General features: G+C 51.6%; 19 protein-coding genes. 7 read left to right on the forward strand and 12 right to left on the reverse strand.

The genetic code is table 11. From position 1 onward, the window contains the following. The first annotated feature begins 6 nt into the window (after nucleotides 1–6). Nucleotides 7–447 carry a hypothetical protein gene (locus CWE11_RS10110; protein ID WP_126777505.1) on the forward strand — a complete coding sequence of 147 codons (441 nt, stop codon included), beginning with the start codon at nucleotides 7–9 and terminating at the stop codon, nucleotides 445–447. 73 nt (nucleotides 448–520) lie between these two features. On the opposite strand, the gene phoU is transcribed toward CWE11_RS10110, so the two are convergent. The 8 genes from phoU to CWE11_RS10150 form a co-directional block, all read right to left on the reverse strand. Beyond that, on the reverse strand, nucleotides 521–1,243 hold the full coding sequence (gene phoU, locus CWE11_RS10115; RefSeq protein WP_126777534.1) for a phosphate signaling complex protein PhoU: 723 nt from the start codon (nucleotides 1,241–1,243) through the stop codon (nucleotides 521–523). Between the two features lie 15 nt (nucleotides 1,244–1,258). Beyond that, nucleotides 1,259–2,074 (reverse strand): phosphate ABC transporter ATP-binding protein PstB, encoded by an 816-nt coding sequence (gene pstB, locus CWE11_RS10120; protein ID WP_126777506.1) that lies wholly within the window; start codon nucleotides 2,072–2,074, stop codon nucleotides 1,259–1,261. Nucleotides 2,075–2,112: 38 nt separating this feature from the next. Next, nucleotides 2,113–3,768, reverse strand: coding sequence for a phosphate ABC transporter permease PstA (pstA, locus tag CWE11_RS10125; RefSeq protein WP_126777535.1), 1,656 nt, complete (start codon nucleotides 3,766–3,768; stop codon nucleotides 2,113–2,115). Between the two features lie 8 nt (nucleotides 3,769–3,776). After that, on the reverse strand, nucleotides 3,777–6,023 hold the full coding sequence (locus CWE11_RS10130; RefSeq protein WP_126777507.1) for an ABC transporter permease subunit: 2,247 nt from the start codon (nucleotides 6,021–6,023) through the stop codon (nucleotides 3,777–3,779). A 53-nt stretch (nucleotides 6,024–6,076) separates the two neighbouring features. Beyond that, nucleotides 6,077–7,054, reverse strand: coding sequence for a PstS family phosphate ABC transporter substrate-binding protein (locus tag CWE11_RS10135; protein ID WP_126777536.1), 978 nt, complete (start codon nucleotides 7,052–7,054; stop codon nucleotides 6,077–6,079). A 153-nt stretch (nucleotides 7,055–7,207) separates the two neighbouring features. Next, complete coding sequence (phoR, locus tag CWE11_RS10140; RefSeq protein WP_126777508.1) at nucleotides 7,208–8,527, reverse strand: phosphate regulon sensor histidine kinase PhoR; 1,320 nt, start codon at nucleotides 8,525–8,527, stop codon at nucleotides 7,208–7,210. Beyond that, the gene (gene phoB, locus CWE11_RS10145) at nucleotides 8,528–9,214 is read right to left on the reverse strand and encodes a phosphate regulon transcriptional regulator PhoB (protein ID WP_126777509.1); all 687 of its coding nucleotides are present in this window, start codon (nucleotides 9,212–9,214) and stop codon (nucleotides 8,528–8,530) included. 119 nt (nucleotides 9,215–9,333) lie between these two features. Next, nucleotides 9,334–10,359, reverse strand: a complete 1,026-nt coding sequence (locus tag CWE11_RS10150) for a porin (RefSeq protein WP_126777510.1) — start codon at nucleotides 10,357–10,359, stop codon at nucleotides 9,334–9,336. A 256-nt stretch (nucleotides 10,360–10,615) separates the two neighbouring features. Here CWE11_RS10150 and CWE11_RS10155 point away from each other — a divergent pair, with 256 nt between their 5' ends. The 3 genes from CWE11_RS10155 to srmB all read left to right on the forward strand — a co-directional run bounded on the left by CWE11_RS10155 (nucleotide 10,616) and on the right by srmB (nucleotide 14,735). Beyond that, on the forward strand, nucleotides 10,616–12,403 hold the full coding sequence (locus CWE11_RS10155) for a sensor histidine kinase (RefSeq protein WP_126777511.1): 1,788 nt from the start codon (nucleotides 10,616–10,618) through the stop codon (nucleotides 12,401–12,403). A gap of 121 nt (nucleotides 12,404–12,524) precedes the next feature. Further along, nucleotides 12,525–13,436 carry a recombination-associated protein RdgC gene (gene rdgC / locus CWE11_RS10160; RefSeq protein WP_126777512.1) on the forward strand — a complete coding sequence of 304 codons (912 nt, stop codon included), beginning with the start codon at nucleotides 12,525–12,527 and terminating at the stop codon, nucleotides 13,434–13,436. Between the two features lie 3 nt (nucleotides 13,437–13,439). Then, nucleotides 13,440–14,735: an ATP-dependent RNA helicase SrmB gene (gene srmB, locus CWE11_RS10165; RefSeq protein ID WP_126777513.1), complete on the forward strand. Its 1,296-nt coding sequence runs from the start codon at nucleotides 13,440–13,442 to the stop codon at nucleotides 14,733–14,735. Between the two features lie 24 nt (nucleotides 14,736–14,759). Here srmB and CWE11_RS10170 read toward each other — a convergent pair whose 3' ends face one another. Together CWE11_RS10170 and thiI are read right to left on the reverse strand one after the other, a co-directional pair. Continuing rightward, nucleotides 14,760–15,128: a VanZ family protein gene (locus CWE11_RS10170; RefSeq protein ID WP_241971778.1), complete on the reverse strand. Its 369-nt coding sequence runs from the start codon at nucleotides 15,126–15,128 to the stop codon at nucleotides 14,760–14,762. A gap of 51 nt (nucleotides 15,129–15,179) precedes the next feature. Beyond that, nucleotides 15,180–16,637 (reverse strand): tRNA uracil 4-sulfurtransferase ThiI, encoded by a 1,458-nt coding sequence (gene thiI, locus CWE11_RS10175; RefSeq protein ID WP_126777514.1) that lies wholly within the window; start codon nucleotides 16,635–16,637, stop codon nucleotides 15,180–15,182. Between the two features lie 155 nt (nucleotides 16,638–16,792). Between thiI and CWE11_RS10180 the strand changes: the two genes are divergently transcribed. The 3 genes from CWE11_RS10180 to dxs are packed head-to-tail and all read left to right on the forward strand — an operon-like array spanning nucleotide 16,793 to nucleotide 19,843. Continuing rightward, nucleotides 16,793–17,065: an exodeoxyribonuclease VII small subunit gene (locus CWE11_RS10180; RefSeq protein WP_126777515.1), complete on the forward strand. Its 273-nt coding sequence runs from the start codon at nucleotides 16,793–16,795 to the stop codon at nucleotides 17,063–17,065. Next, the gene (gene ispA, locus CWE11_RS10185; RefSeq protein ID WP_126777516.1) at nucleotides 17,062–17,976 is read left to right on the forward strand and encodes a (2E,6E)-farnesyl diphosphate synthase; all 915 of its coding nucleotides are present in this window, start codon (nucleotides 17,062–17,064) and stop codon (nucleotides 17,974–17,976) included. Before CWE11_RS10180 ends, ispA begins: the two co-directional genes overlap by 4 nt. A 4-nt stretch (nucleotides 17,977–17,980) precedes the next feature. After that, nucleotides 17,981–19,843, forward strand: a complete 1,863-nt coding sequence (gene dxs, locus CWE11_RS10190) for a 1-deoxy-D-xylulose-5-phosphate synthase (RefSeq protein ID WP_126777517.1) — start codon at nucleotides 17,981–17,983, stop codon at nucleotides 19,841–19,843. Nucleotides 19,844–19,907: 64 nt separating this feature from the next. Here dxs and CWE11_RS10195 read toward each other — a convergent pair whose 3' ends face one another. Both CWE11_RS10195 and thiL read right to left on the reverse strand, forming a co-directional pair. Next, on the reverse strand, nucleotides 19,908–20,399 hold the full coding sequence (locus tag CWE11_RS10195; protein WP_126777518.1) for a phosphatidylglycerophosphatase A family protein: 492 nt from the start codon (nucleotides 20,397–20,399) through the stop codon (nucleotides 19,908–19,910). Between the two features lie 23 nt (nucleotides 20,400–20,422). After that, nucleotides 20,423–21,397: a thiamine-phosphate kinase gene (gene thiL, locus CWE11_RS10200; RefSeq protein ID WP_126777519.1), complete on the reverse strand. Its 975-nt coding sequence runs from the start codon at nucleotides 21,395–21,397 to the stop codon at nucleotides 20,423–20,425.

Here is a 21,397-nt window from a genome sequence, read left to right on the forward strand (position 1 = left end):
CGTTTTATGACACGTTTACGTCATGCTTCACGCTCGGCTTGTGCTCTTGTATTTGCAGCCTTCGCTTTTGCGCCCTTTGCGCAGGCGAATCAGGAAATCGAGATTCCGGAGCGTATATTGGAGGCCGTCGGCGAAATCATCTTTTATGTTGAGGCCGGCATTGTGATGTCAGAAAATTGCGATGGCAGCCTTACCGTCCCGATCTACGATGTGTTGTATATCGATCAAGTGTTTCGCGACAAGACCTCGCTCTCCTATCTCGAGCTCGTCGAACTAATGCGCGATGAAGTCGAGATCAACGCGGACCAAGAGATCCGTGAAGCGGTTTTCGCAATCATCGATCAATACGGTTGTACGCAAAATCTGGCAGACTTTTGGTTTGGTTTAGTGGAAAGCAGTCTCTACCCGAAGGTCCGCGAACTGGAAGCCTATCCGAACGCCAACTAAACCGAATTGTTTGAATTCCGGTGAAATCAAAAACGGAGCCCAGCGGCTCCGTTTTGCATTTTCTATGATGGGGTTAAGATTGAGTTCGGCCCCGAACTGTATTTTCCATCGATTCTTGTGACGTGTGTCGGACATCCTTACCTTGCACAAAGTAAATGATGTACTCCGAAATATTCTGGCAGCGATCACCTATGCGCTCGAGTGAACGGGCCGACCACATCACATCCATGATCTTTGGGATACTGCGAGAGTCTTCCATCATGTAGGTCATGAGCTGGCGGGTCAGCGCTTCATACTGACGGTCTGCGTTAGCATCTTGTTGATGCACCAGCAGCGCCGATTCCTGATCCATCCGCGCAAATGCGTCGAGGACTTGGCGTAGCATACTTAACACCTGTTGGCCTAAGTTCTCGAGACTAACCAGCAAATGCTCTTGGTCCTTGCTAAAGCTCGCTTTCGCTACGTGCGCAATTCGCTCGGCTTCATCACCAATCCGTTCCAAGTCTGAAATGGTCTTGATAATGGCCAGGACCAGACGCAAATCGCTCGCTGTGGGCTGGCGTTTCGCGATGATTCGCGTACAGGCTTCATCAATTTCCAGTTCCATTTGGTTGATTTTGTAATCATTCTCAAGCACACGGTTGGCCAGCTCAGTGTCGCTATTCTCAATCGCTTTGAGTGCGTCACTCAGCTGCTTCTCAACGAGGCCACCCATGGTGAGGGCTTTGTTCCGGATCAGGTCGAGTTCTTCATTGAACTTCCCTGAGATATGTTTACCTACGCTAAACTTGTCCATCATTGTGCCCGCCTATTAACCGTACCGACCGGTGATGTAATCTTCTGTTTGTTTCTTCGCTGGCGTCGTGAACAGCGCATTGGTGTCGTCATACTCAATCAGCTTACCCATATATAAGAACGCAGTTTGATCAGAAACCCGCGCGGCTTGTTGCATATTATGGGTGACAATCACGACCGTGTACTGAGACTTCAATTCCGTAATCAGCTCTTCAATGGTCAGCGTCGAAATAGGGTCGAGCGCAGAGGTCGGTTCATCCAATAAGAGCACTTCTGGCTCAATCGCGATGGCGCGGGCAATCACCAAACGCTGTTGCTGACCGCCCGACAAACTAAATGCGCTCTCTTTCAGACGATCTTTCACCTCGTTCCAGAGTGCCGCCCCTTTGAGCGAGCGCTCCACCACCTCATCCAAAGTTCGACGGTCATTGACGCCCATTAGACGCAGTCCATACACCACATTTTCATAGATAGACTTTGGAAACGGGTTCGGCCGTTGGAATACCATCCCAATCCGACGGCGTAACGCCGCCACGTCCACATCGCGGTCATAAATATTCTTTCCATGCAGCGAGATCGCCCCGTCGACTCGGCAGCTCTCCACCAAGTCATTCATACGGTTAATACACCGCAACAGCGTCGATTTCCCGCAGCCTGAAGGGCCGATAAACGCGGTGACTTTGCCTTTAGGAATCGCCATGCTGATATCGTGAAGTGCTTGCGCCTGACCATAAAACAGATTGAGATTTTCAATCCGCAAAGCTGTCTCTTCTTCCGAGAGGCTCGCCAAGTCCAGCTTCTCATTTGTATTGTGTGCATTTAATGTAATCATAATTCGCTCTATCTCATCGAGACAAAAAGGACCGCACCTTAGTGCTCCAGTGCCCGGAATTTCTCACGTAAACGGTTACGAACCCCAATGGCGGTCAAATTCAGTCCAACAATGACCGTGACCAACAGGAATGAGGTCGCATATACCAAGGGGCGTGCCGCCTCGACGTTCGGGCTTTGGAAGCCGACGTCGTAGATGTGGAAGCCCAAGTGCATAAACTTGCGATCTAAATGGAAGAACGGGAAGTTTCCATCGACCGGCAAGGTAGGCGCAGATTTCACGACCCCCACCAGCATCAGTGGCGCGACCTCTCCGGCTGCCCGTGCAACCGCCAGAATCAGTCCGGTCATAATCGCCGGAGACGCCATCGGAACCACAATCCGCCAAATTGTTTCGGCCTTGGTAGCCCCCAAGGCAAGAGACCCTTCACGGACTGCGCTTGGAATCCGCGATAAACCTTCCTCTGTGGACACAATCACCACCGGTAATGTCAGAATCGCAAGAGTCAAGGCGGACCACAGCACCCCCGGGGTACCGAAGGTTGGGTTTGGTAAGCTCTCCGGATAGAAAATCTGGTCTAAGGTACCACCCACCATGTAGACAAAGAAGCCGAGACCAAACACCCCATAAACAATCGATGGCACACCCGCAAGGTTAATCACCGCAATGCGAATCATCCGCGTAATCGCATTCTTTCCAGCATATTCGTGCAAGTAGATGGCTGCAATCACACCAAATGGCGTCACAATCACCGACATCAGCAACACCATAAAAACGGTTCCGAAAATAGCCGGAAACACACCGCCCTCGGTATTCGACTCACGCGGATCTTCGGTGACAAACTTCTTGATTTGGCGGAAGAAGTAGCCCCACTTTTGTAACACGTTCATGTCATTGGCATAGGTCGCATCAAGCACCATGTTCATGCTCAGCGTAACCTGCTCACCACGCATATCGCGCATCACAACAGCATCTCGCTGAGCACGTTGACGAATCTCAAAGAGCTCTGCCTCAACCTCTAAGTAGGCCTCACGCAGGGCTTCTTCCTCTTCACGCAACGCCGCATCGGCTTCTTCCGTAAAGGTTCCCCGCAATTCCATCCGGCGACGCTCAAGACGAATCTGATCAAGCTGATAGTTGATACGGGCAATGGGGCCCCGCTGCAGTGTCATGGCTTCATCACGCAGATTCACTGCACGACGAATCCGGTCCCGGAAAACGGCACGAATATCTGCGTTGGCCGTCATTACCGAGATGCCATCTTCTAGTACATCTTCTACGTATCCGTAAAAATTACCGTTTCGAGCCCGCTCCAACATGACCAAATCGCGCGGCGTTTCCATGCGGGCGATATCGGTCGCCAGGACCCAGGTAAAATCGAGGGGGACAAACTCCCGATTTCCGATTTTCACCAAATAGCGGGTCACGAACTCATCGGTAATGTGCGAAGTATCAATCCCCGCATCTTGCAAACGGGTTACTGGAATCTGCTCGCGCTCATAAATTTCACCAATCAGGATTTGTCGATCCACATCATTGAAGGGAAACTCATAAATGGTCGAAGGCCAGAAAAATGTAAGCCCGCGCCATGCAATCAGGGCAATCAAACCGAGTACTGCAATCAGGGCTAAGCTAACTGTGCCTGCCGTCATCCAGATCCAAGGAGAGCCTGATTTAAACCATGCTTTCATCAACATCTCCCCTACAGCGAACTATACTTTTCACGCAGACGCTGTCGGACAAACTCCGCTAGCGTGTTGAACGCGAAAGTGAAGACGAACAGCACGAAGGCTGCAAGGAACAGGATGCGATAGTGGGTGCTGCCCACTTCGGACTCGGGCATTTCAACCGCAATGTTCGCGGATAGTGTCCGCATCCCTTCAAAAATATTCCAATCCATGATGGGCGTATTCCCCGTAGCCATCAGTACAATCATAGTCTCGCCCACTGCACGCCCTAGCCCCATCATGACCGCCGAGAAAATCCCTGGACTTGCAGTAAGCAGGACGACTTTGGTGAGGGTTTGCCACTCCGTTGCACCTAGCGCAAGAGAACCATTTGACAGGTGCTTTGGTACGCTAAAGACAGCATCCTCAGCTATCGAGAAGATGGTTGGAATGACCGCGAAGCCCATGGCAATTCCCACCACCAAGGCGTTTCGTTGGTCAAAGTTAATGCCCAGCTCATTGGTTAAGAAATAGCGCGTATCCCCATCAAAGAACCAAAGCTCGAGATAAGGACTCATCGCAAACGATGCCCAACCCGCGAAAATAACGACTGGCATCAATAACATCGCAGCGCGCCCATCGGTGACGTGGCGGCGGATATTTTCCGGCAGTAAATGCCACAAAAATGCCGCGACAAGGATTGTGAGCGGCACCACAATAACAAATGCAATAAACCCAGGTAGATGACTCTCCACCAGCGGCGCAAGCCAAAGCCCCGCAAGGAAACCCAGAATAACCGTTGGCAAGGCCTCCATAATTTCAACCGTTGGTTTAACCACTTTGCGCAATGCAGGCGTCATGAAGTACGCCGTATATACCGCTGCTGCAAGGCCGATCGGCACCGCCAAAAGCATCGCGTAAAACGCCGCTTTGATGGTTCCAAAGGAAATAGGCACCAACGAGAACTTAGGCTCGAATTCATCGGAACCTGAAGTACTTTGCCACGTATAGGTGGGCTCCTCGTAATTCTCGTACCAGACTTTGCTCCAGATGGCCGACCAACTTACTTCTGGGTGGTCGTTATGCAAACGAAACACATGAACTTGATCACCATTTTGCGCAACCAAATGGTTTGCGCGAGGCCCGATAGCCGCCTGCTCAATGGCCACATTGCCCGGCTGGCGTTGATATAGCTGCCGATGCGAGGTGGTGTGGAGAATGGCTAACTCACCTTCCTCAGTGACCGCGTAGAAAGTCCGACGGAACTGCTCAGGAATCAACGACCGAATCGGCCGGCCCACGTCGAAAGTACGAATCTCTCGGTATTGCCGCTGCCCATCTCCACTGACTTCAAACCATTGGCTAATTTGCCCGCTGTCATGAGCAATCATGAGTGAACTACTACCCGCCAACAATGCCATTGCACTGACCGCACCCCGGGACTGAGGCAAGCTAATGACTTGCGACTCTTGTACGTCAGCAAGGTTACGCACGTCAAAAATGTGCAAGCGATTGTTCTGCTGAACAAACAGCTGTCGCAGATTAGGCGTAATATGAAGACTTTGAATCCGGCCGCGCAGAGGTACTTCGGTTCGCTGGGTTGAGAACGTAAAGGCGCGGGTCATCATATTCTGACGACCGGTAAAACGCGTGACGATAAGACGCTGATCTTCAGTGACCGCGGCGAATAGTAAGGTGTTTCCGTCCCGTTCAAAGGCTAGCCGTTGAATATCTCGCCCCTGCTCATCAAGTTGCAGCGGAGTTTCACCAAATGGAAAAGTCAGACGAGGGACCACCAAGCGGATATCGTTGGGCCAGCTTACGTCGTATTCTGGGCGAGCAATCCGAACCAAGCCGTCAGCCAGTGCCACCGCATAGTCATTATTGGCCAGACTATTGCGTGCAAACGCCCGCAGCGCTTCGTCTTCGCCCACGAGTGAACGCTCGAGCAAGACAGTGCCGGCCGGTTGTAAGCCATCACCCGCCCGAAGTTGGAAGAACACGATGCGACCATCTGAGGTCACACGGTGTCCAACTTCAGCGCGAGCTTCCATGCCGAGTGCGAGTGTTTCGCCACCACCAGGAACTGCATACGATTCGACGGATTTCACGTCGGCGCCCTTGAAGATGGGCAACACGACATACAACAAATAAAAGAAAATGAGGAGCAACGCGAGCAAGACAAGACCGCCGCCAAGGGTAACCCCAAAGCGCGCGATCCGATCTTTAATGAGGCGCATGCGACCCGCTGAGAATTGCGCGGAAGTCTGAGACGACGCCATAAGTTCCTTACCTTTTTAAGCAGGACAAATTGTTATTATCAGGGCTTAACGCCTTATTCGTTCCACAAACCCAGTGCACGCAGATCTTCTTCTGCGACTGCCGCTGGCACCGGAACGTAACCGTCGTTATTCACGATCTGCTGACCTTGCTTCGAAAGCATTAACTTCACGAATTCAGCGGTGACCGGATCCAGTGGACGATTTGGGTGTTTGTTCACATACACGTACAAGAAGCGAGCGAAGGGGTACTCACCGCTACCAGCGGTCATGGCGTTGACTTCTACATAATCCGTGCCATTGTCCCATGCAATCGGCAGGACACGAACACCTGATGTTTGATAGCCAATTCCCGAGTAACCAATCGCATTCGGGCTGGTCGAGATGGACTGCACGACCGAGGCAGAACCTGGCTGTTCATTGACTGCGTTTTTGAAATCACCGCCACACAGGGCTGATTCTTTGAAATAGCCGTAGGTGCCAGACACCGAGTTCCGTCCGTACAACTGAATATCACGGTTTGTCCAGTTCCCGGTCAGACCCAACTGGCCCCAACGACGGACATCTTCATTTGCACCACACCGACGGGTTGACGAGAAAATCGCATCGACTTGTTGCACGTTTAGACCGGGCAACGGGTTGTCTTTATGCACAAACACCGCAAGTGCATCAATCGCGACACGAATCGCTGTTGGAGGGTAACCGTTGCGCTCTTCAAACGCTTGAATTTCCCGCGGACGCATGGCACGGCTCATCGGAGCCATGGTTGAGGTGCCCTCTGCTAATGCAGGAGGCGCCGTGGAAGAACCAGCCGCTTGAACTTGCAGCGTCACGTTTGGATAGTGGCGTTGGAATTCTTCAGTCCAGTAGGTCATCAGGTTCGCTAAGGTATCTGAACCGACGGATGAAATCGTGCCAGAAATACCGCTTACGCTGCGATACTCGCGCAGGTTCTCATCAATTTCTGCCGATGCGGCACCAGCAAACGCGAAAGACAATGCAAATGCGGCCGAGAAGAACCGCTTGCCCGTCATGGCCCGCGCGATTTCTGGTAAAGATAGTACAGTGATGTTCGTTTTCATATGCGTCCCCAATGGAGGTGTGATTGAACTTCGCTGATATTAAGAAATTAATGTGACAGTATTATGACAATTGTGACAGTTTCGAGAACGTTCGCTGGACTTGGCTCAACTCACTTTTGTAGCGACACTTTCAACCAATAATTCCGGGGGTATCCGGAACCAGAACCGGCTGCCCTGTCCTTTGCGACTATCCACTTGAAGAATCGCCCGGTGATGTTCCAGTGCATGTTTCACGATCGACAGGCCGAGCCCTGTGCCACCGGTGTCCGAACTGCGGTCTTTGTCTACCCGATAAAACCGCTCTGTCAGGCGCGGAAGATGCTCCGGAGCAATGCCAGCTCCCGTATCCGCCACCGAAAATTCGGCCATCGGACCTATCTTGCCCCACCGCACGGTAATCTGCCCTTCCACTGGAGTGTATTTAATTGCATTGGTAATTAAGTTCGAGCAAGCCGCACGTAATTTCTCTTCACTACCAAGCACTGCGACGGAATCGTCAATGTGGGCATCTAAGTACAGCTTCTTGTCTTCAACTAAGGGGCGTAACTCATCTAAAATCTGACGCAGCATGGCGCCCAGATGCACGGGCTTGGTGTAGGTATCTTGGATTTGTGCTTCCATGCGAGAGAGCAACAACAACTGATCCACCATGTTTTGCATACGGCGGGTCTGCTTCGACATATCCACGACCGCCTTGCGCATAACCGCCGGCGCTACCGTCGCTGGCTCTTCAATTAACTCCAAATACCCGCTCATGACAGTCAGCGGTGTTTTCAGCTCGTGGGATACGTTGGCCACAAAGTCCTTGCGCATCCGTTCGAGTTTTCGCAGCTGCGTGACGTCCCGCGCCACAACCAAGAGTTCATGATCTGAGTAAGGCATGAAGCGCAGCTCTAATTCCCGTCCATCACCGAGTGGCGAATTGAGAGTAAACGCTTCTTCAAATTTCCCCGCAGCAAAGTATTTTTGAAATTTGGGCAAACGAATCAGGTTTGTGATGCGAATCCCTTTATCGGTCGGCCATCGCAATCCAAAGTAAACCTGCGCCAACTTATTGGTCCATTCAATATTGCCATTCTTTTGCAAGACCATGCTCGCGTCGGGCATGGCTTCCGCTGCGTGACGGAACCGTTGCAGCAAGATAGCAAGTTGGCGCCGCTTTGCTTGGGTGCGTCGCAAAGTGCCGTAGATTCCGTCATAGATATCACTCCACGCACCGGGCGCACGTGGTGGAAGCATGGTGCGACTTTGCCACAACCATACGTTCAGGCGGTGGAAGAAAACGTAATGCCACAACAAAGCGAGCGCCTGCCCAAGAGCAAGCGCTTGCCAGAAGTACCCCGTGAGACCACCGATCAACGCAAATGGCAGGAGCCATAGAATCAAGCGTTTGATAAGGCGGTAAAGATTAAAATGACGTTCCATTTATCGGGTAGAGAACCGATAACCGACGCCTCGCACCGTTTGGATGAGGCGATCGTGCCCGTGCAGTTCAATTGCTTTTCGCAGGCGGCGAATATGCACGTCGACGGTTCTATCCTCCACATATACGTTAGTGCCCCACACTTGGTCGAGCAGTTGTTCACGACTGTACACGCGCTCTGGGTGCGTCATAAAAAAGTGTAGCAGACGAAACTCAGTAGGGCCCATATCCAGAGGTTCTTCATTCGCAGATACCCGGTGTGAGACGGGATCGAGCTTTAAGCCCTCAATGTTCAAGGGCTCATCTAAGCTCGTGGGAGACACGCGGCGAAACACCGCGCGCATCCGAGCAATCAATTCTTTCGGTGAAAATGGTTTCGTGACGTAATCATCTGCCCCGACTTCCAACCCCTTGACCTTGTCTTCTTCTTCACCCCGAGCTGTCAGCATAATGATCGGGATATGGCGCAAATAATCGGTGGTTTTGATTTTTCGAGCGAGCTGAATCCCACTTCCCCCCGGCAGCATCCAATCCAATAAAATCAGGTCCGGGTAGGGTTCAACAATACGTTCTAGGGCTGCGTCGTAATCCGCGGCCTGCAATGGCTCATATCCGTGTTGCTCCATCACAAATGCAAGCATTTCGCGAATGGGCGCTTCGTCTTCAACAATCAATATTTTGCTGGGCATAAGGGCCGACCTTTTCCGTTATCATTGATTGCATTAGGCGAAGCTTCCATGACACTTTTATGACCGCGGCTCATTGTACTTTTTAATCAAACAATAAGCGCATCCCTTGTGGGGCAAAATTAAAAATTCCACACCAAGCCCAATGAGATCGCATAGGGGTCATTTCCGGGCGCAATCGTCATTTGCTTACCATGCCCACCGGCCGACACATTCACCCGCGCCGTTTCATCGTTATCGGCAAACGCTAACGCGACATACGCGGTTGCAAAGGCGCTTAAGCGTTTATCGATGCCCACTGTCAACAAGGAGCCGTCATTATTTGACAAATCACGCGCATCACGGTGAAACATCTGTCCTTTGAGGATATAGTCGTCGGATAGTCGATACTGACCAGAAACCCCATACACACGAACATCGCCCGTTGTCATTCCGGACGCGTCTTGTAAAAAGCCCCCGAGCTGCCATCCCTCACCGCGATAGACAACAGCACTGCGAAACGCTTTCAAATCATCGAGCTCGTCTCGTGCTTGGACTTCATAACCCGCTTGTACCTGCCAAGCATCCCGACGCCATTGCACCATAGCACTCCATTCGTCATCCCGCGTGGTGGTGCTCGCACCGGTATCTTCGCCGGCCCCGAAGTGAACCACGAAAGACCAGTCGTTCCAGACCGGACTGAGGTACTGAATTCCGTTGCGGAAGCGCCGGTCAAAGTGCATTTCACCGGCCCGCGTGATATTTCGGCCCTCACCCACACGATCACGAAATTGCTCCATCATATTTAAGATGCGTTTTACCGGTGTATCAATAAATCCACCGCGAACCGTTCCCCACTCGCCTTGCACACCCACAAAGGTATCCCGTGCCGACATCGATGCATCACCATCGGTCACTTGAATAAGACGCTCGATCTGTCCGATCAGCTTGAGCTCATCACTCACGCGATGTTCACCTCTCAGGCCAATACGAGATGCATTACTCGAGAGATTCAATCCTCCGGCGTCGCCATCGTGCAGGTAGTCGCCAGACACGTGCAAACGTCCGTAAAAGGAAATCTCATTAGTATTTTGTGCGATGGCCGGAGTGGCGAACGCGAAGGACAGGAATCCTAGGGAGGTGACGACAAGAGCCGAAGGTATGCGCATAGATTCTCTCCTTGGCGCGCAAAGACTGCCGATTTTTTGATAGTTTAGGTGAAAAACGCAACAAGCATGACACTTATATAACAATTATGCGTCACTTTTATTACAGAATTGTGACTATGTGACAAATAAAAGACAGATCGTACCTGTTTTTATAACACCGGCGGAAAGCATTGATTGATGATGTTCAAAATGACTCGCGCCTGTTAAAGTCATCCATAAGAAATACGCCACAAGAAAAGCACGGAATACCAACCGGGTGAATCGACTGACAGCACAAAAAACAACGCGGGCCCCCCGCAGTATCGCACGAACACTGTTAACCAGCGTTCTGACGGTCTATTTTTTGCTGACGCTCGTGATCACCACTGGGCAGATTGCCTTTGAGTATAACAACACCCGAGATGCGCTGCTCGACGATTTACGTAATCAGCACCATACCTTTGCAGCCAGCTTCTCACGGGCCATGTGGGAGTTTAACCACGAACAAACTGATGCCCTTGCCGAAGGTCTAATGAACATCCCGGCCATCAACGGCATCATTTTGAGGGATGATCAGGAGCGTATTCTCATTAACCGCGGCGCCACCATTGCCAGCGATCGTCTGCAAACCATTGAGCACTCAGGGCCGATTCCTGAGGTCGCAGGTATTTTTGGTTATCACTCGCCATTGGTTTTTGAGTTCGCCGGCGGTACTGAGATTGTCGGAGATGTATTCCTGTTCTCAAGCCGTGATGTCACGATCGAGCGCTTGCGTCCCAGCATTATTTTATTAGTGCTCGGCGCGCTGATCAAAAGCTCGCTGCTCATTCTCTTATTCACCCTCGCATTCCGTTACTTTCTGAGAAGCCCCCTTGAGAATCTGATCGAACAACTGCGCAATTTCTCACCGGAGCGTCCCGAGGCATCCCACATTCGACTTGAGCAACCGGAAGTAAATGAATTCTCGCTCCTTGAAGACGCATATAATGATTTGCTCTCCCGGTTGCGCTCGCACCAGAATGATTTGGATGCGGCTCATGCCAACCTGAATGCAGCGAATCGACGCCTTGAAGATCAAAATTTACTGCTCGAGCAAGAAATCGCTGAAAAGACCATTGGTATTTCAAAATTGATGCTCGATCTTGAGCGGCGGCGTCATGATCTTGAAATTCGCCAGCATTCTCTTGAGCAAGAAGTGCATCAACGTCGCCTGACCGAGTCTCGTCTCAAACAAGCAAATCGTGACTTGGAGGAGAGTCTCACATTCTTACAACAAGCACGAAATCAACTCTTAGCCTCAGAGAAACTTGCTTCTTTGGGGAGCTTAGTTACGAATATCGCCCACGACGTGAGCACGCCCCTCGGCGTAGGGGTAACCGCGGCGAGTTATCTGAAAGAAAAGTTCCAGCACCTTCAGTGTGAGATAAGCGAAAATAAGATAACATCCGAAGGACTACTCGAACGTCTTTCAGCCCTCGAGGAGGCTGTCGAACTCATTGACGTGAATCTCCAACGGGCCAATGAATTAATGGATGGATTCAAACAAGTGGCTGCGGATCAAGCATCCGAGGCTGTGCGTGAAGTAAATGTAAAACAATATGTTCAACGAATTATTAAGGCTTTGAAGCCTCAGTTACAGAAACAAGCCTGTGAAGTCACCTTAACCTGCCCCGAGACCATCGTGGCTGAGTTTACCGCGGGCGCATTAGCTCAGATCCTCACCAACATGATGGTCAATAGCCTGATTCATGGGTTTGAGCAAAAACCCAATGGGAAGATCAATATCTCGGTGCGCGTTGATGGTCAGCATTTGCATTTTCATTACTGCGATAACGGAGTCGGTATGTCACAACGTCAGCTCCGGCAATTATTCGATGCGTTCTACACCACCCAACGTAATCAGGGTGGCAGTGGTTTAGGAACGCATATCATCCACTCACTTATTACGCAGTCTTTGCACGGTAAAATTACAGCAAGCAGTAAACCGGGCCAGGGTTTGTGTTACGATTTTTCATTCCCGGTTACCCTGCAACAGCCTGTGTCTGAGATGTCATCACAAAACTGACAGCATGAGAAAACTTCGGTAGAATGCCGCGCCTCGCGCTGAGACACTCTGCCTCTTTTTTGCTGTTTCCGTGACTTAAGGCTTCCGTCAGGGCACCATTTTTTGAAGGAGTTTGTGTTTCATGTGGTTTAAGAACCTTCGTGTCTATCATTTCACCCAGAAATTTAGTTGGGATGAAACGTCCGTCACCTCGTTAGAAGAGCGCCGCTTTTCTCCATGTGCTCGTTCCGAACCTGCAAGCGTGGGTTGGATTTCGCCCCTTGGCCAAGAAGACGGCCCCCTGGTGCACGAATTAAGTGACTTTGTTTTAGTGTGCTTAAAGAAAGAGGAGAAGGTCCTGCCTGCCAGCGCTATCAATGCCGAATTGGATGTTCGCAAAGAAGCGTATCAAAACGAGCATGCGCGTCCAATGCCGCGCAAAGAGCAGCAAAGTCTGAAAGAAGATATTACCCATCAAATGTTACCCCAAGCATTTAGCAAGTACGGGATTACCTGGGCCATCATCGATCTCACTGGGCAGCGCCTACTGGTCGATGCATCTAGCGCATCAAAAGCCGAAGAACTGACTGCGGTATTGCGCAGTTGCTTGGGCTCACTCCCAGTCAAACCTTGGGGTGCTGAACATCCGGGCCATCATTTCTTCACCGAATGGGTCGCGAAACAAACACCACCGCATCCGTTTACCATCGGGTTCGAGGCTGAACTGCGCGGAGAGCGTGATGATGATTCTGTGGTTCGTTTTAAGAATCATGACCTCACCACTGAAGAGGTCGCACTGCATTTACAGCACGGCAAACAGGTCACGCAGCTAGCCTTAGAATGGTCTGAGCGATTGAGCTTCACGCTAGCGGATGATTATGCCGTTAAAAAATTACGCTTTAGCGATATACTAAAAGAGCAGCTCGACGACGTGCATGCAGAGAGCCGAGCCGAACAACTTGACCGCGATTTTGCGCTCATGAGTGCTGAGTTCAGTGAATTATTGAATCAACTTGAGCAGGCGCTTGAAATCCAAGCCACTGTGGAGCCGTAACCGATGACACCTGATTGGGCCGAACTTGATCTTGCCCCTGAGCTGATTCATGTCCTTCTTGAGAAAGGCCTGAATAAGCCTACCCGTATCCAACAAGATGTAATTCCCCTTGCAATGGATGGACGGGATATCATGGCCACATCGCCCACAGGAACCGGCAAAACCCTCGCGTTCCTGCTACCTGCCATTCAACATTTAATGGATTTTCCGCGCCGGGATTCAGGTGGTGCCCGGGTTCTCATTCTCGCGCCCACTCGCGAGCTCGCTGAGCAAATCGGGAAAGAAGCCGAGGCTTTGTGTGATGCGGCGGATCTCCGTTGCCTGACTATTACGGGAGGCATCAACTACGGCTCTCACCTTGAGCACCTCGAAAAGAATCTTGATGTGTTAGTCGCTACCCCCGGACGCTTATTGGATTATTTACGAGCAGACTCGTTTAGCGCGGAGCACGTCGAGATTCTTGTACTCGACGAAGCAGACCGTATGTTGGACATGGGCTTTCGGACGCCGGTTGAACAGATCATGAATGAAGCCGCGTATCTGCGCCAACGCCTGCTCTTTTCTGCCACTGCGGACCATTCCACACTTGCTGCATTTGGTAAGTTAGTCTTGGAAAAGCCCGAGGTGATCAGCGCCCAGTCCCCAAAACGGGAGCGCGGCAAAATCCATCAATGGCTGCACATCAGTGATACGTTGGAGCACAAAAAAGCACTGCTGATGCACCTCGTGCGTTCGTTTTCGGGCCGCATTCTGGTCTTTGTACGCAAACGTGAACGCGCCCATGATGTCGCGGAGTTTTTGCAGCAACAAGGATTTGGTGCCATCGCACTGGAGGGGGGCTTACCACAAGCAGAGCGGCAGGAGCGGTTGAAGTCGTTTAGCTCCATCAAGCAACGGATCATGGTAGCGACCGATGTTGCTGCGCGAGGCTTGGATATTCCCGACGTTGAATTGGTCGTGAACTTTGATCTGCCCCGCAAGGGCGATACCTTTGTCCACCGAATTGGCCGGACCGCGCGCGCGGGTAAACGCGGTACAGCCGTGGCCTTAGTTGAAGCCCATGATGCTGAACATCTCGGGCGAATTGAGCGATATATGGGTGAGCGGATTGAACGTCGCTTCGTGCCCGATCTCCGGCCGCAATATAAATTCCCCGATGCAGAGAAGAAAAAGAAGAAGAAGCTGAAGAAAAAAGCGAAACAAGGAAAAGCTACTTCAGCAAAACCTTCAAAGACAGGAAAACCCAAGCCAGCGACAAAAGTCAAAAAGGAAAGCCCGAAGAAAAAGCCCCAAGACTAGGGGCTTCGATTCACGAAACGGTTTTTAAGAGCGCAATGAGCGGCGTTTCTGTCGTTGTCCGAGGAAACGCCCAAACCCAGCCCGTAAACCATAAAATGCGGCGACACCCGCCATATCCGCGACCACATCCCACACATCTGCACCACGTCCTGGCACGTAATGTTGGATCAATTCGATCGCGATCCCGTAAAACAACAGAAGCGTCCACGCGATCCAAAGCTTTGGACGAAACGCAATATGTAAACTGGCGGCAAGCACAAAGAACAAACCGAAGTGCACGATTTTATCCGCGTGAGGAAAACGAAACGCTTCTGGATTCGAGGGGCTCTGCATCAAAAACAGAACCGAGACGCCAAGCATTACCAGCACAAACAATATACGGGGAACCAACAACACACCTATCCTTATCTGCCGGGCAGTTACCGTGTAAATCTGCAGGCCCGCTTAGCGGTTCCCGCACTCGTAAATCGCGACTTCCTTGAATCCGTGCTCTTGTAGCTGAATTGCTTGCAAACGACTCATGACGCCTTGCTGACAATAAAGCGCATAGCAACCCTGTTTGTCTAGTGTATCCTGTTTGCTTGCTAGACGGAAAAACGGAATATGTAACACTTTGTGTCCATCCAGCGCGAGGGGTGCCTGTTCCACTTCGTCGGCCGTCCGAATATCAATCAAAACGGCCTCCGCAGGTAAAGCATCTCGATAAACTTTTGGACCTGCTACTGATTTTACACGAACTTCACGTATATCAACGGACCGAGCCTGTGCAACCACGTCCTGAATAAGGCTGTCTGGCAAAATAGTCTGCTCTGTTTTTGCAATGACATCTGGCTTTACTTTCACCGATGGTTGCTTGGAAATCACACCACAATACTCAGGAACAGCGGCACTCAGGTGTTCAACGCCAATCGCCCGCGCTTGATCCACAATAGTTTGTTTGTCACTGACGATCAGCGGCCGAACAATCAAAGTCGAAGTCGCTGCGTCAATCAATTGCAAATTGCTCAGGGTTTGGCTGGATACCTGCCCCACCGCTTCCCCGGTCACAATGGCTTGAGCTCTCAGTTGCTTGGCCACCTGTTCCGCTGCCCGCATCATCGCGCGCTTCAAAAACACGCCTAAGGCGCCCTGGTCTGCATGTTCGAGAATTTGCTGGACGACTTGGCTGAAATCTACGCTGACAAAACGGACCGCATGAGTCTTCGAGAATTTTTCCCACAAATAGTACGAAATCTCTTGTACCGCTGCTTCATGGGTATCCGCCCCTAAATTAAAGAAACAGAAATGCGTCCGGGCCCCACGCCGCATCATCTGGAAGCTGGCGACGGCACTGTCGAAGCCTCCGGACATCAAGGACACGACCGTTTCCTGCGTAGGGAGCGGGAATCCACCAAGTGCGTTAAAGCGGGTGACCACCAGCGATATTTGATCTTCAATCACGTGCAAGACCACTTCTACCTCAGGCTTCACCAGTTGTACTTGGGCACCTGGAACCCGCGCTTTGATGCCCCCACCCAAATAACGGGCAAGATCCATCGAGGAAAACTCGTGTTTTCCTTTGCGCTTCACACGCACCGCAAACCGGGTGTTCACCAGTGCATCCTGCTTGTAGGTCAAGACCCACGTCAGGATATCCTCGAATGGCATCAGTGGCGCCTGCAGCACTTGCTCAAAATAAGCGATACCGGGTGTCGACTGAAGTCGCTCGATCGTCGCTTGCGTGACCTCAGGCAGATCATCATGGCTCACTTCGATCCGGTCCCAATGATTCCGCACACGTACCGATGAATGAAGTGGCTTTAATAAAGTCCGCAGATTCCCAGTCAGGACCCGCACATGCCGCTGCCGAACGGACCGACTTTTTATCGTAATTTCTGCATGAAGACGAACAATGAAACGCATAGCAACTCAACCGTAAAAATGAGCGCGAAATTATACAGGAAAATCACTCGGCCAGCGAATTGCAATGGCTGTTATCTGAAAGATGTGCCGTTCCGCGCTGCCTGTGGTATTTTATGGGTTCTAGAAGCATCCCTCGAACGGCCCAAGGAGATCCCATGGCTGAGCAATCAAAAGCGCAGGAAAATCTTGGATTTGAGCAAGCGTTGCAAGAGCTTGAGCAGATCATACAAGCGCTCGAGCAAGGTGATTTACCCCTCGAACAATCGTTGCAGCAGTTTGAACGCGCGGTTCAGTTATCCCGTGTGAGTCAGCAAAAGCTGCAAGATGCCGAGCAACGCGTGCATGTTTTGCTGCAACAACAGCAGGGCGAGTCATTGCAGGACATCACATCAGAAATCAATGAATCGGGAACCGACACGTCCTCATGAGCGCTCTGAACCCTGCGGTTGAAACACTCTCTCTTGAGGCCGCACAAGCTCACTTTCGGGACCGCCATGACTCATTTCTGGCCAACCGTTTCGAGCAGGAGCCCGAGTTCGGCTCCCTTCTTGCGGCAATGCGCTATGCGACTCTCCTCGGCGGCAAGCGCGTGCGACCTTTTTTGGTGTATGCCACCGGGTCCATGCTCGGCAGTTCGGAGCTCACACTCGATGCACCAGCAGCAGCTATCGAATGTGTTCATGCCTATTCGCTCGTGCACGATGATCTCCCGGCCATGGACGATGATGCGTTGCGCAGAGGGCAACCGACCTGTCACATTAAATTTGATGAGGCCACCGCAATCCTCGCTGGGGATGCGCTGCAGAGTCTCGCGTTCTCCCTCATCAGCGAGCCCATACCGGGTGTGGCTCCGGAACGTCAGTTGCGCATGGTTGCAGTACTCGCCGAAGCCGCTGGGTTACGAGGCATGTGCGGCGGCCAAATGTTGGATATTGCAGCCACCGGCACCACTATTTCCGCCACTGAGCTTGAGCATGTCCACCGCTTAAAAACCGGCGCGCTGTTGCGTGCATCGGTTATGTTAGGAGCGCTTACCGCGCCTGGAATTGAAGAAGAAACCTTGGACGCTTTGGATGATTTTGCCCAAGCCATTGGCCTCGCATTTCAGGTCCAAGACGATATTCTTGATGTCACTGGCGACACGCAAACACTCGGAAAACAACAAGGCGCTGATCAAGCACTCAACAAATCAACGTATCCTGCTTTATTAGGTCTTGAGGGTTCGAAGCAAAGGCTCTCGGATTTACACCAAAAAGCGCTACACGCGCTTTCGCGAATCCCGTACAATACTGCCCTCTTAAATGCTTTCACCGACTATTTGGTAACACGAGACCGTTAGAACCATGACCATTGCAAACCAAACAGCATTTCCTTTGCTGCATCTCATTGACTCTCCGGCAGATTTGCGCGGCTTGCCCAAGCAAAAGCTGCAACAGGTGAGCGATGAGCTACGCCAGTATTTGCTGTCCTCGGTCAGTAAAAGCAGTGGTCACTTGGCATCTGGGCTCGGCACAGTTGAGCTTACCGTCGCACTACATTATGTCTACCAAACTCCCTTTGATCACTTGGTCTGGGATGTAGGCCATCAAGCGTATCCCCATAAAATTCTGACCGGTCGCCGGGACAGCATGCACACCATTCGTCAAAAAGAAGGGTTGCATCCATTCCCATGGCGCGAAGAAAGCGAATATGACGTTCTGTCCGTTGGTCACTCAAGCACCTCAATAAGCGCCGCACTAGGCCTTGCCATTGCCGCCCAGCATGAAGAGCAGAATCGCAAAGTTGTTGCTGTCATCGGGGATGGTGCACTGACCGCCGGTATGGCGTTTGAAGCACTCAATCACGCGGGTGATGTCAGTCCCGATATGTTGGTCATTCTTAATGATAACGACATGTCTATTTCCGAGAATGTCGGTGCTTTGAATTCCCACTTTGCGCGGATTTTATCGGGCAAGCTGTATACGTCCCTGCGCGAGGGCGGCAAGCAACTCTTGCGCGGCATGCCAAACATGCGTGAACTCGTTAGCAAAGCAGAAGAGCACGTCAAGGGCATGGTCACCCCAGGCACTATTTTTGAAGAGCTCGGCTTTAATTACATTGGCCCAATCGATGGCCATGATGTAGATAGCTTGGTCGAGACCTTGCAAAACATGCGCGCTATGAAAGGACCACAGTTGTTGCATGTGGTCACGCGCAAAGGTAAAGGGTACGCCCCTGCGGAGAAAGATCCGATTGGTTACCACGGAGTTCCGAAATTCGATCCGAGCGTTGATTCACTGCCCAGTAAACCAGCTACCGTTCCCTCTTATTCGGCTGTTTTTGGCCAGTGGCTTTGTGAGATGGCCGCACAAGATCCGAATGTGATTGGCATCACACCCGCTATGCGTGAAGGATCGGGCATGGTCGAGTTTGCCCAACGGTTCCCAAAACAATATTTTGATGTGGCCATTGCTGAACAACACGCGGTGACATTTGGTGCGGGCCTCGCGATTGCCGGGAAGAAACCCGTGGTCGCTATTTATTCCACGTTCTTACAGCGCGCTTATGACCAGGTCATTCATGATGTAGCCTTACAAAACTTGCCGGTACTCTTCGCAATAGACCGTGCGGGTATTGTGGGCGCTGATGGCCCCACCCACCAAGGAGCATATGACCTCTCGTTCTTGCGTTGCGTACCGAACATGGTCGTGATGACACCGAGTGACGAGAATGAATGCCGTCTGATGCTGTACACCGGCTATCAACACGCAGGACCAAGTGCCGTGCGCTATCCGCGGGGAAATGGTGTTGGCGCTGATTATCAGCCTCTTGCGGCACTTCCACTCGGAAAAAGCGTTGAGAAACGCACGGGCAAAGGTGTCGCTATCTTGAACTTCGGGATACTTTTACCCGAGGCCCTAGAAGTCGCTGACGCTATCAATGCAACTGTCATCGACATGCGGTTCGTGAAGCCGTTGGATGTCGACGCTGTGTTAGCAGCAGCCGAATCCCATGAACTCTTGGTGACGCTGGAGGAAAACTCCATCCTCGGCGGTGCAGGTAGCGCAGTTCTCGAAACATTACAACAGCACCGTAAGCAAACACCAGTGTTGATGTTGGGTCTGCCAGATGAGTTCATCAAGCACGGTACCCAAGACGAAATTCGCGCCGAACTAGGGCTAGATGCAACAGGCATCCTTGCGCAAATTCGAGCGTATCAGAAATAGCAATGGGCCGCATCGCGGCCCTTCTTCATGTACTCGCTCGCACAACCGCAACACAGTGCAGTCGTTAAGCAAAAACGCCGTAAATTAACAGCAAGTGCATAATCACCAGGGTGAAAAGCCCCGCAATCACATCGTCTAACATAATCCCAAGCCCACCATCGACTTTGCGATCGAACCAACGAATCGGCCACGGCTTAACAATATCGAAGAAGCGGAACAGAAGAAACGCGACCAACAGCGACCACGCACTCACCGGCACTGCGATCATAGCAATCATGAAACCAGCAATCTCATCCCAAACGATTGCCGGCGCGTCGTGCTCACCCATTGCTTTTGCGGTAGCGCCACATAGGTAAATCCCCAGAAGGGTAAACAGCACGACCACCCCCACATAGGCTGAGACACCCAGTGGCGCAAAAAGCCACACCAAAACCAAGGCTGGCAATGTACCAAACGTACCGGGTGCCTTGGGCGCCAGTCCGGTGCCAAATCCAAGGGAAACAAAGTGAATCGGGTCTTTTAGCAGTTCTCGCTTATTTTTTATAGGCCGAGTCATGTGGGTATCCTGCGCAACGTGAATTAAAAGTGACTATAACTACTTGCCGTGAATTCTACTTGTTTTTTCTTCGCTTCAAACCGAAGACCCGGTTCTTTCTCAATCACTCCAATGGGGCTGACTGCAACACCTGCATGTTTACTCATGGTCTCAAACACACCGAGGCGACTTTGAGGGACAGTAAAACAAAGCTCGTAATCATCCCCACCGAATAATTGAAGTTTCCAGCGTGCCTCTCCTTGCACAAGCGCATCGAGCGCTGCGGAGGCAGGTAACGCGTCAAGATGAATTCGCGCCCCAACTTTAGAAGCAGACAGGATATGGGTGAGATCGCCGCCGAGGCCATCGGATAAATCAATCGCACTGCTAGCCTGATTGCGAATCAAGGTCCCGAGCATGACGCGTGCGGTTGGGTAAAACAAGCGCTTCTCGAGGGCGTCTCGCTGCGTATCATTCGCATTGAAGGCTGTTGGGTCATGCTGCAATGCAAGCGCCAATGCCGCATCCCCCAGCGTTCCGCTGACAAATATGGTATCCCCCGGTTGCGCTCCTGAACGAGTGAGTGCCCGGTCATTCGGTAGCAGACCTTGAGCTGTGATCGTCAAAGTCATGGGCCCACGCGTGATATCCCCACCGACCAATGCACAGTTAAAGAAATCGAGCGCAGCAAATAAGCCTTCGGTAAACCCTTCAAGCCATGTTTCGTCGTATTCGGGTAAGGTCAACGCAAGGGAAGCCCAAGCAGGTTCGGCGCCCATTGCCGCTAAGTCACTCATATTGACGGTTACCAATTTGTGACCAATTGCGTGAGGACTGAGGTGATGGTCAAAATGCACGCCAGCCACCATGGTATCGGTGGTCACAGCGATATGAGATTGGGGAGGTGGCGCGAGAACCGCCGCATCGTCTCCCGCATGAATGCGGACATCACGACGAACCGGCCCTCGGTGTCTGAAAAACCGCTCAATCAGGGCAAATTCCCGACGGCTGTTATCCAT

The organism is Aliidiomarina sanyensis (genome assembly GCF_003987175.1).
GTDB lineage: Bacteria > Pseudomonadota > Gammaproteobacteria > Enterobacterales > Alteromonadaceae > Aliidiomarina > Aliidiomarina sanyensis.

Excerpts from the sequence above, each read along its gene's own strand:
- rdgC (WP_126777512.1), top strand. The coding sequence starts at position 12,525 with ATGTGGTTTAAGAACCTTCGTGTCTATCATTTCACCCAGAAATTTAGT.
- CWE11_RS10180 (WP_126777515.1), top strand. The coding sequence starts at position 16,793 with ATGGCTGAGCAATCAAAAGCGCAGGAAAATCTTGGATTTGAGCAAGCG.
- phoR (WP_126777508.1), bottom strand. The coding sequence starts at position 8,527 with ATGGAACGTCATTTTAATCTTTACCGCCTTATCAAACGCTTGATTCTA.
- pstB (WP_126777506.1), bottom strand. The coding sequence starts at position 2,074 with ATGATTACATTAAATGCACACAATACAAATGAGAAGCTGGACTTGGCG.
- dxs (WP_126777517.1), top strand. The coding sequence starts at position 17,981 with ATGACCATTGCAAACCAAACAGCATTTCCTTTGCTGCATCTCATTGAC.
- ispA (WP_126777516.1), top strand. The coding sequence starts at position 17,062 with ATGAGCGCTCTGAACCCTGCGGTTGAAACACTCTCTCTTGAGGCCGCA.
- thiL (WP_126777519.1), bottom strand. The coding sequence starts at position 21,397 with ATGGATAACAGCCGTCGGGAATTTGCCCTGATTGAGCGGTTTTTCAGA.
- CWE11_RS10130 (WP_126777507.1), bottom strand. The coding sequence starts at position 6,023 with ATGGCGTCGTCTCAGACTTCCGCGCAATTCTCAGCGGGTCGCATGCGC.
- phoU (WP_126777534.1), bottom strand. The coding sequence starts at position 1,243 with ATGGACAAGTTTAGCGTAGGTAAACATATCTCAGGGAAGTTCAATGAA.
- CWE11_RS10110 (WP_126777505.1), top strand. The coding sequence starts at position 7 with ATGACACGTTTACGTCATGCTTCACGCTCGGCTTGTGCTCTTGTATTT.
- srmB (WP_126777513.1), top strand. The coding sequence starts at position 13,440 with ATGACACCTGATTGGGCCGAACTTGATCTTGCCCCTGAGCTGATTCAT.
- CWE11_RS10150 (WP_126777510.1), bottom strand. The coding sequence starts at position 10,359 with ATGCGCATACCTTCGGCTCTTGTCGTCACCTCCCTAGGATTCCTGTCC.
- thiI (WP_126777514.1), bottom strand. The coding sequence starts at position 16,637 with ATGCGTTTCATTGTTCGTCTTCATGCAGAAATTACGATAAAAAGTCGG.
- phoB (WP_126777509.1), bottom strand. The coding sequence starts at position 9,214 with ATGCCCAGCAAAATATTGATTGTTGAAGACGAAGCGCCCATTCGCGAA.
- CWE11_RS10195 (WP_126777518.1), bottom strand. The coding sequence starts at position 20,399 with ATGACTCGGCCTATAAAAAATAAGCGAGAACTGCTAAAAGACCCGATT.
- CWE11_RS10135 (WP_126777536.1), bottom strand. The coding sequence starts at position 7,054 with ATGACGGGCAAGCGGTTCTTCTCGGCCGCATTTGCATTGTCTTTCGCG.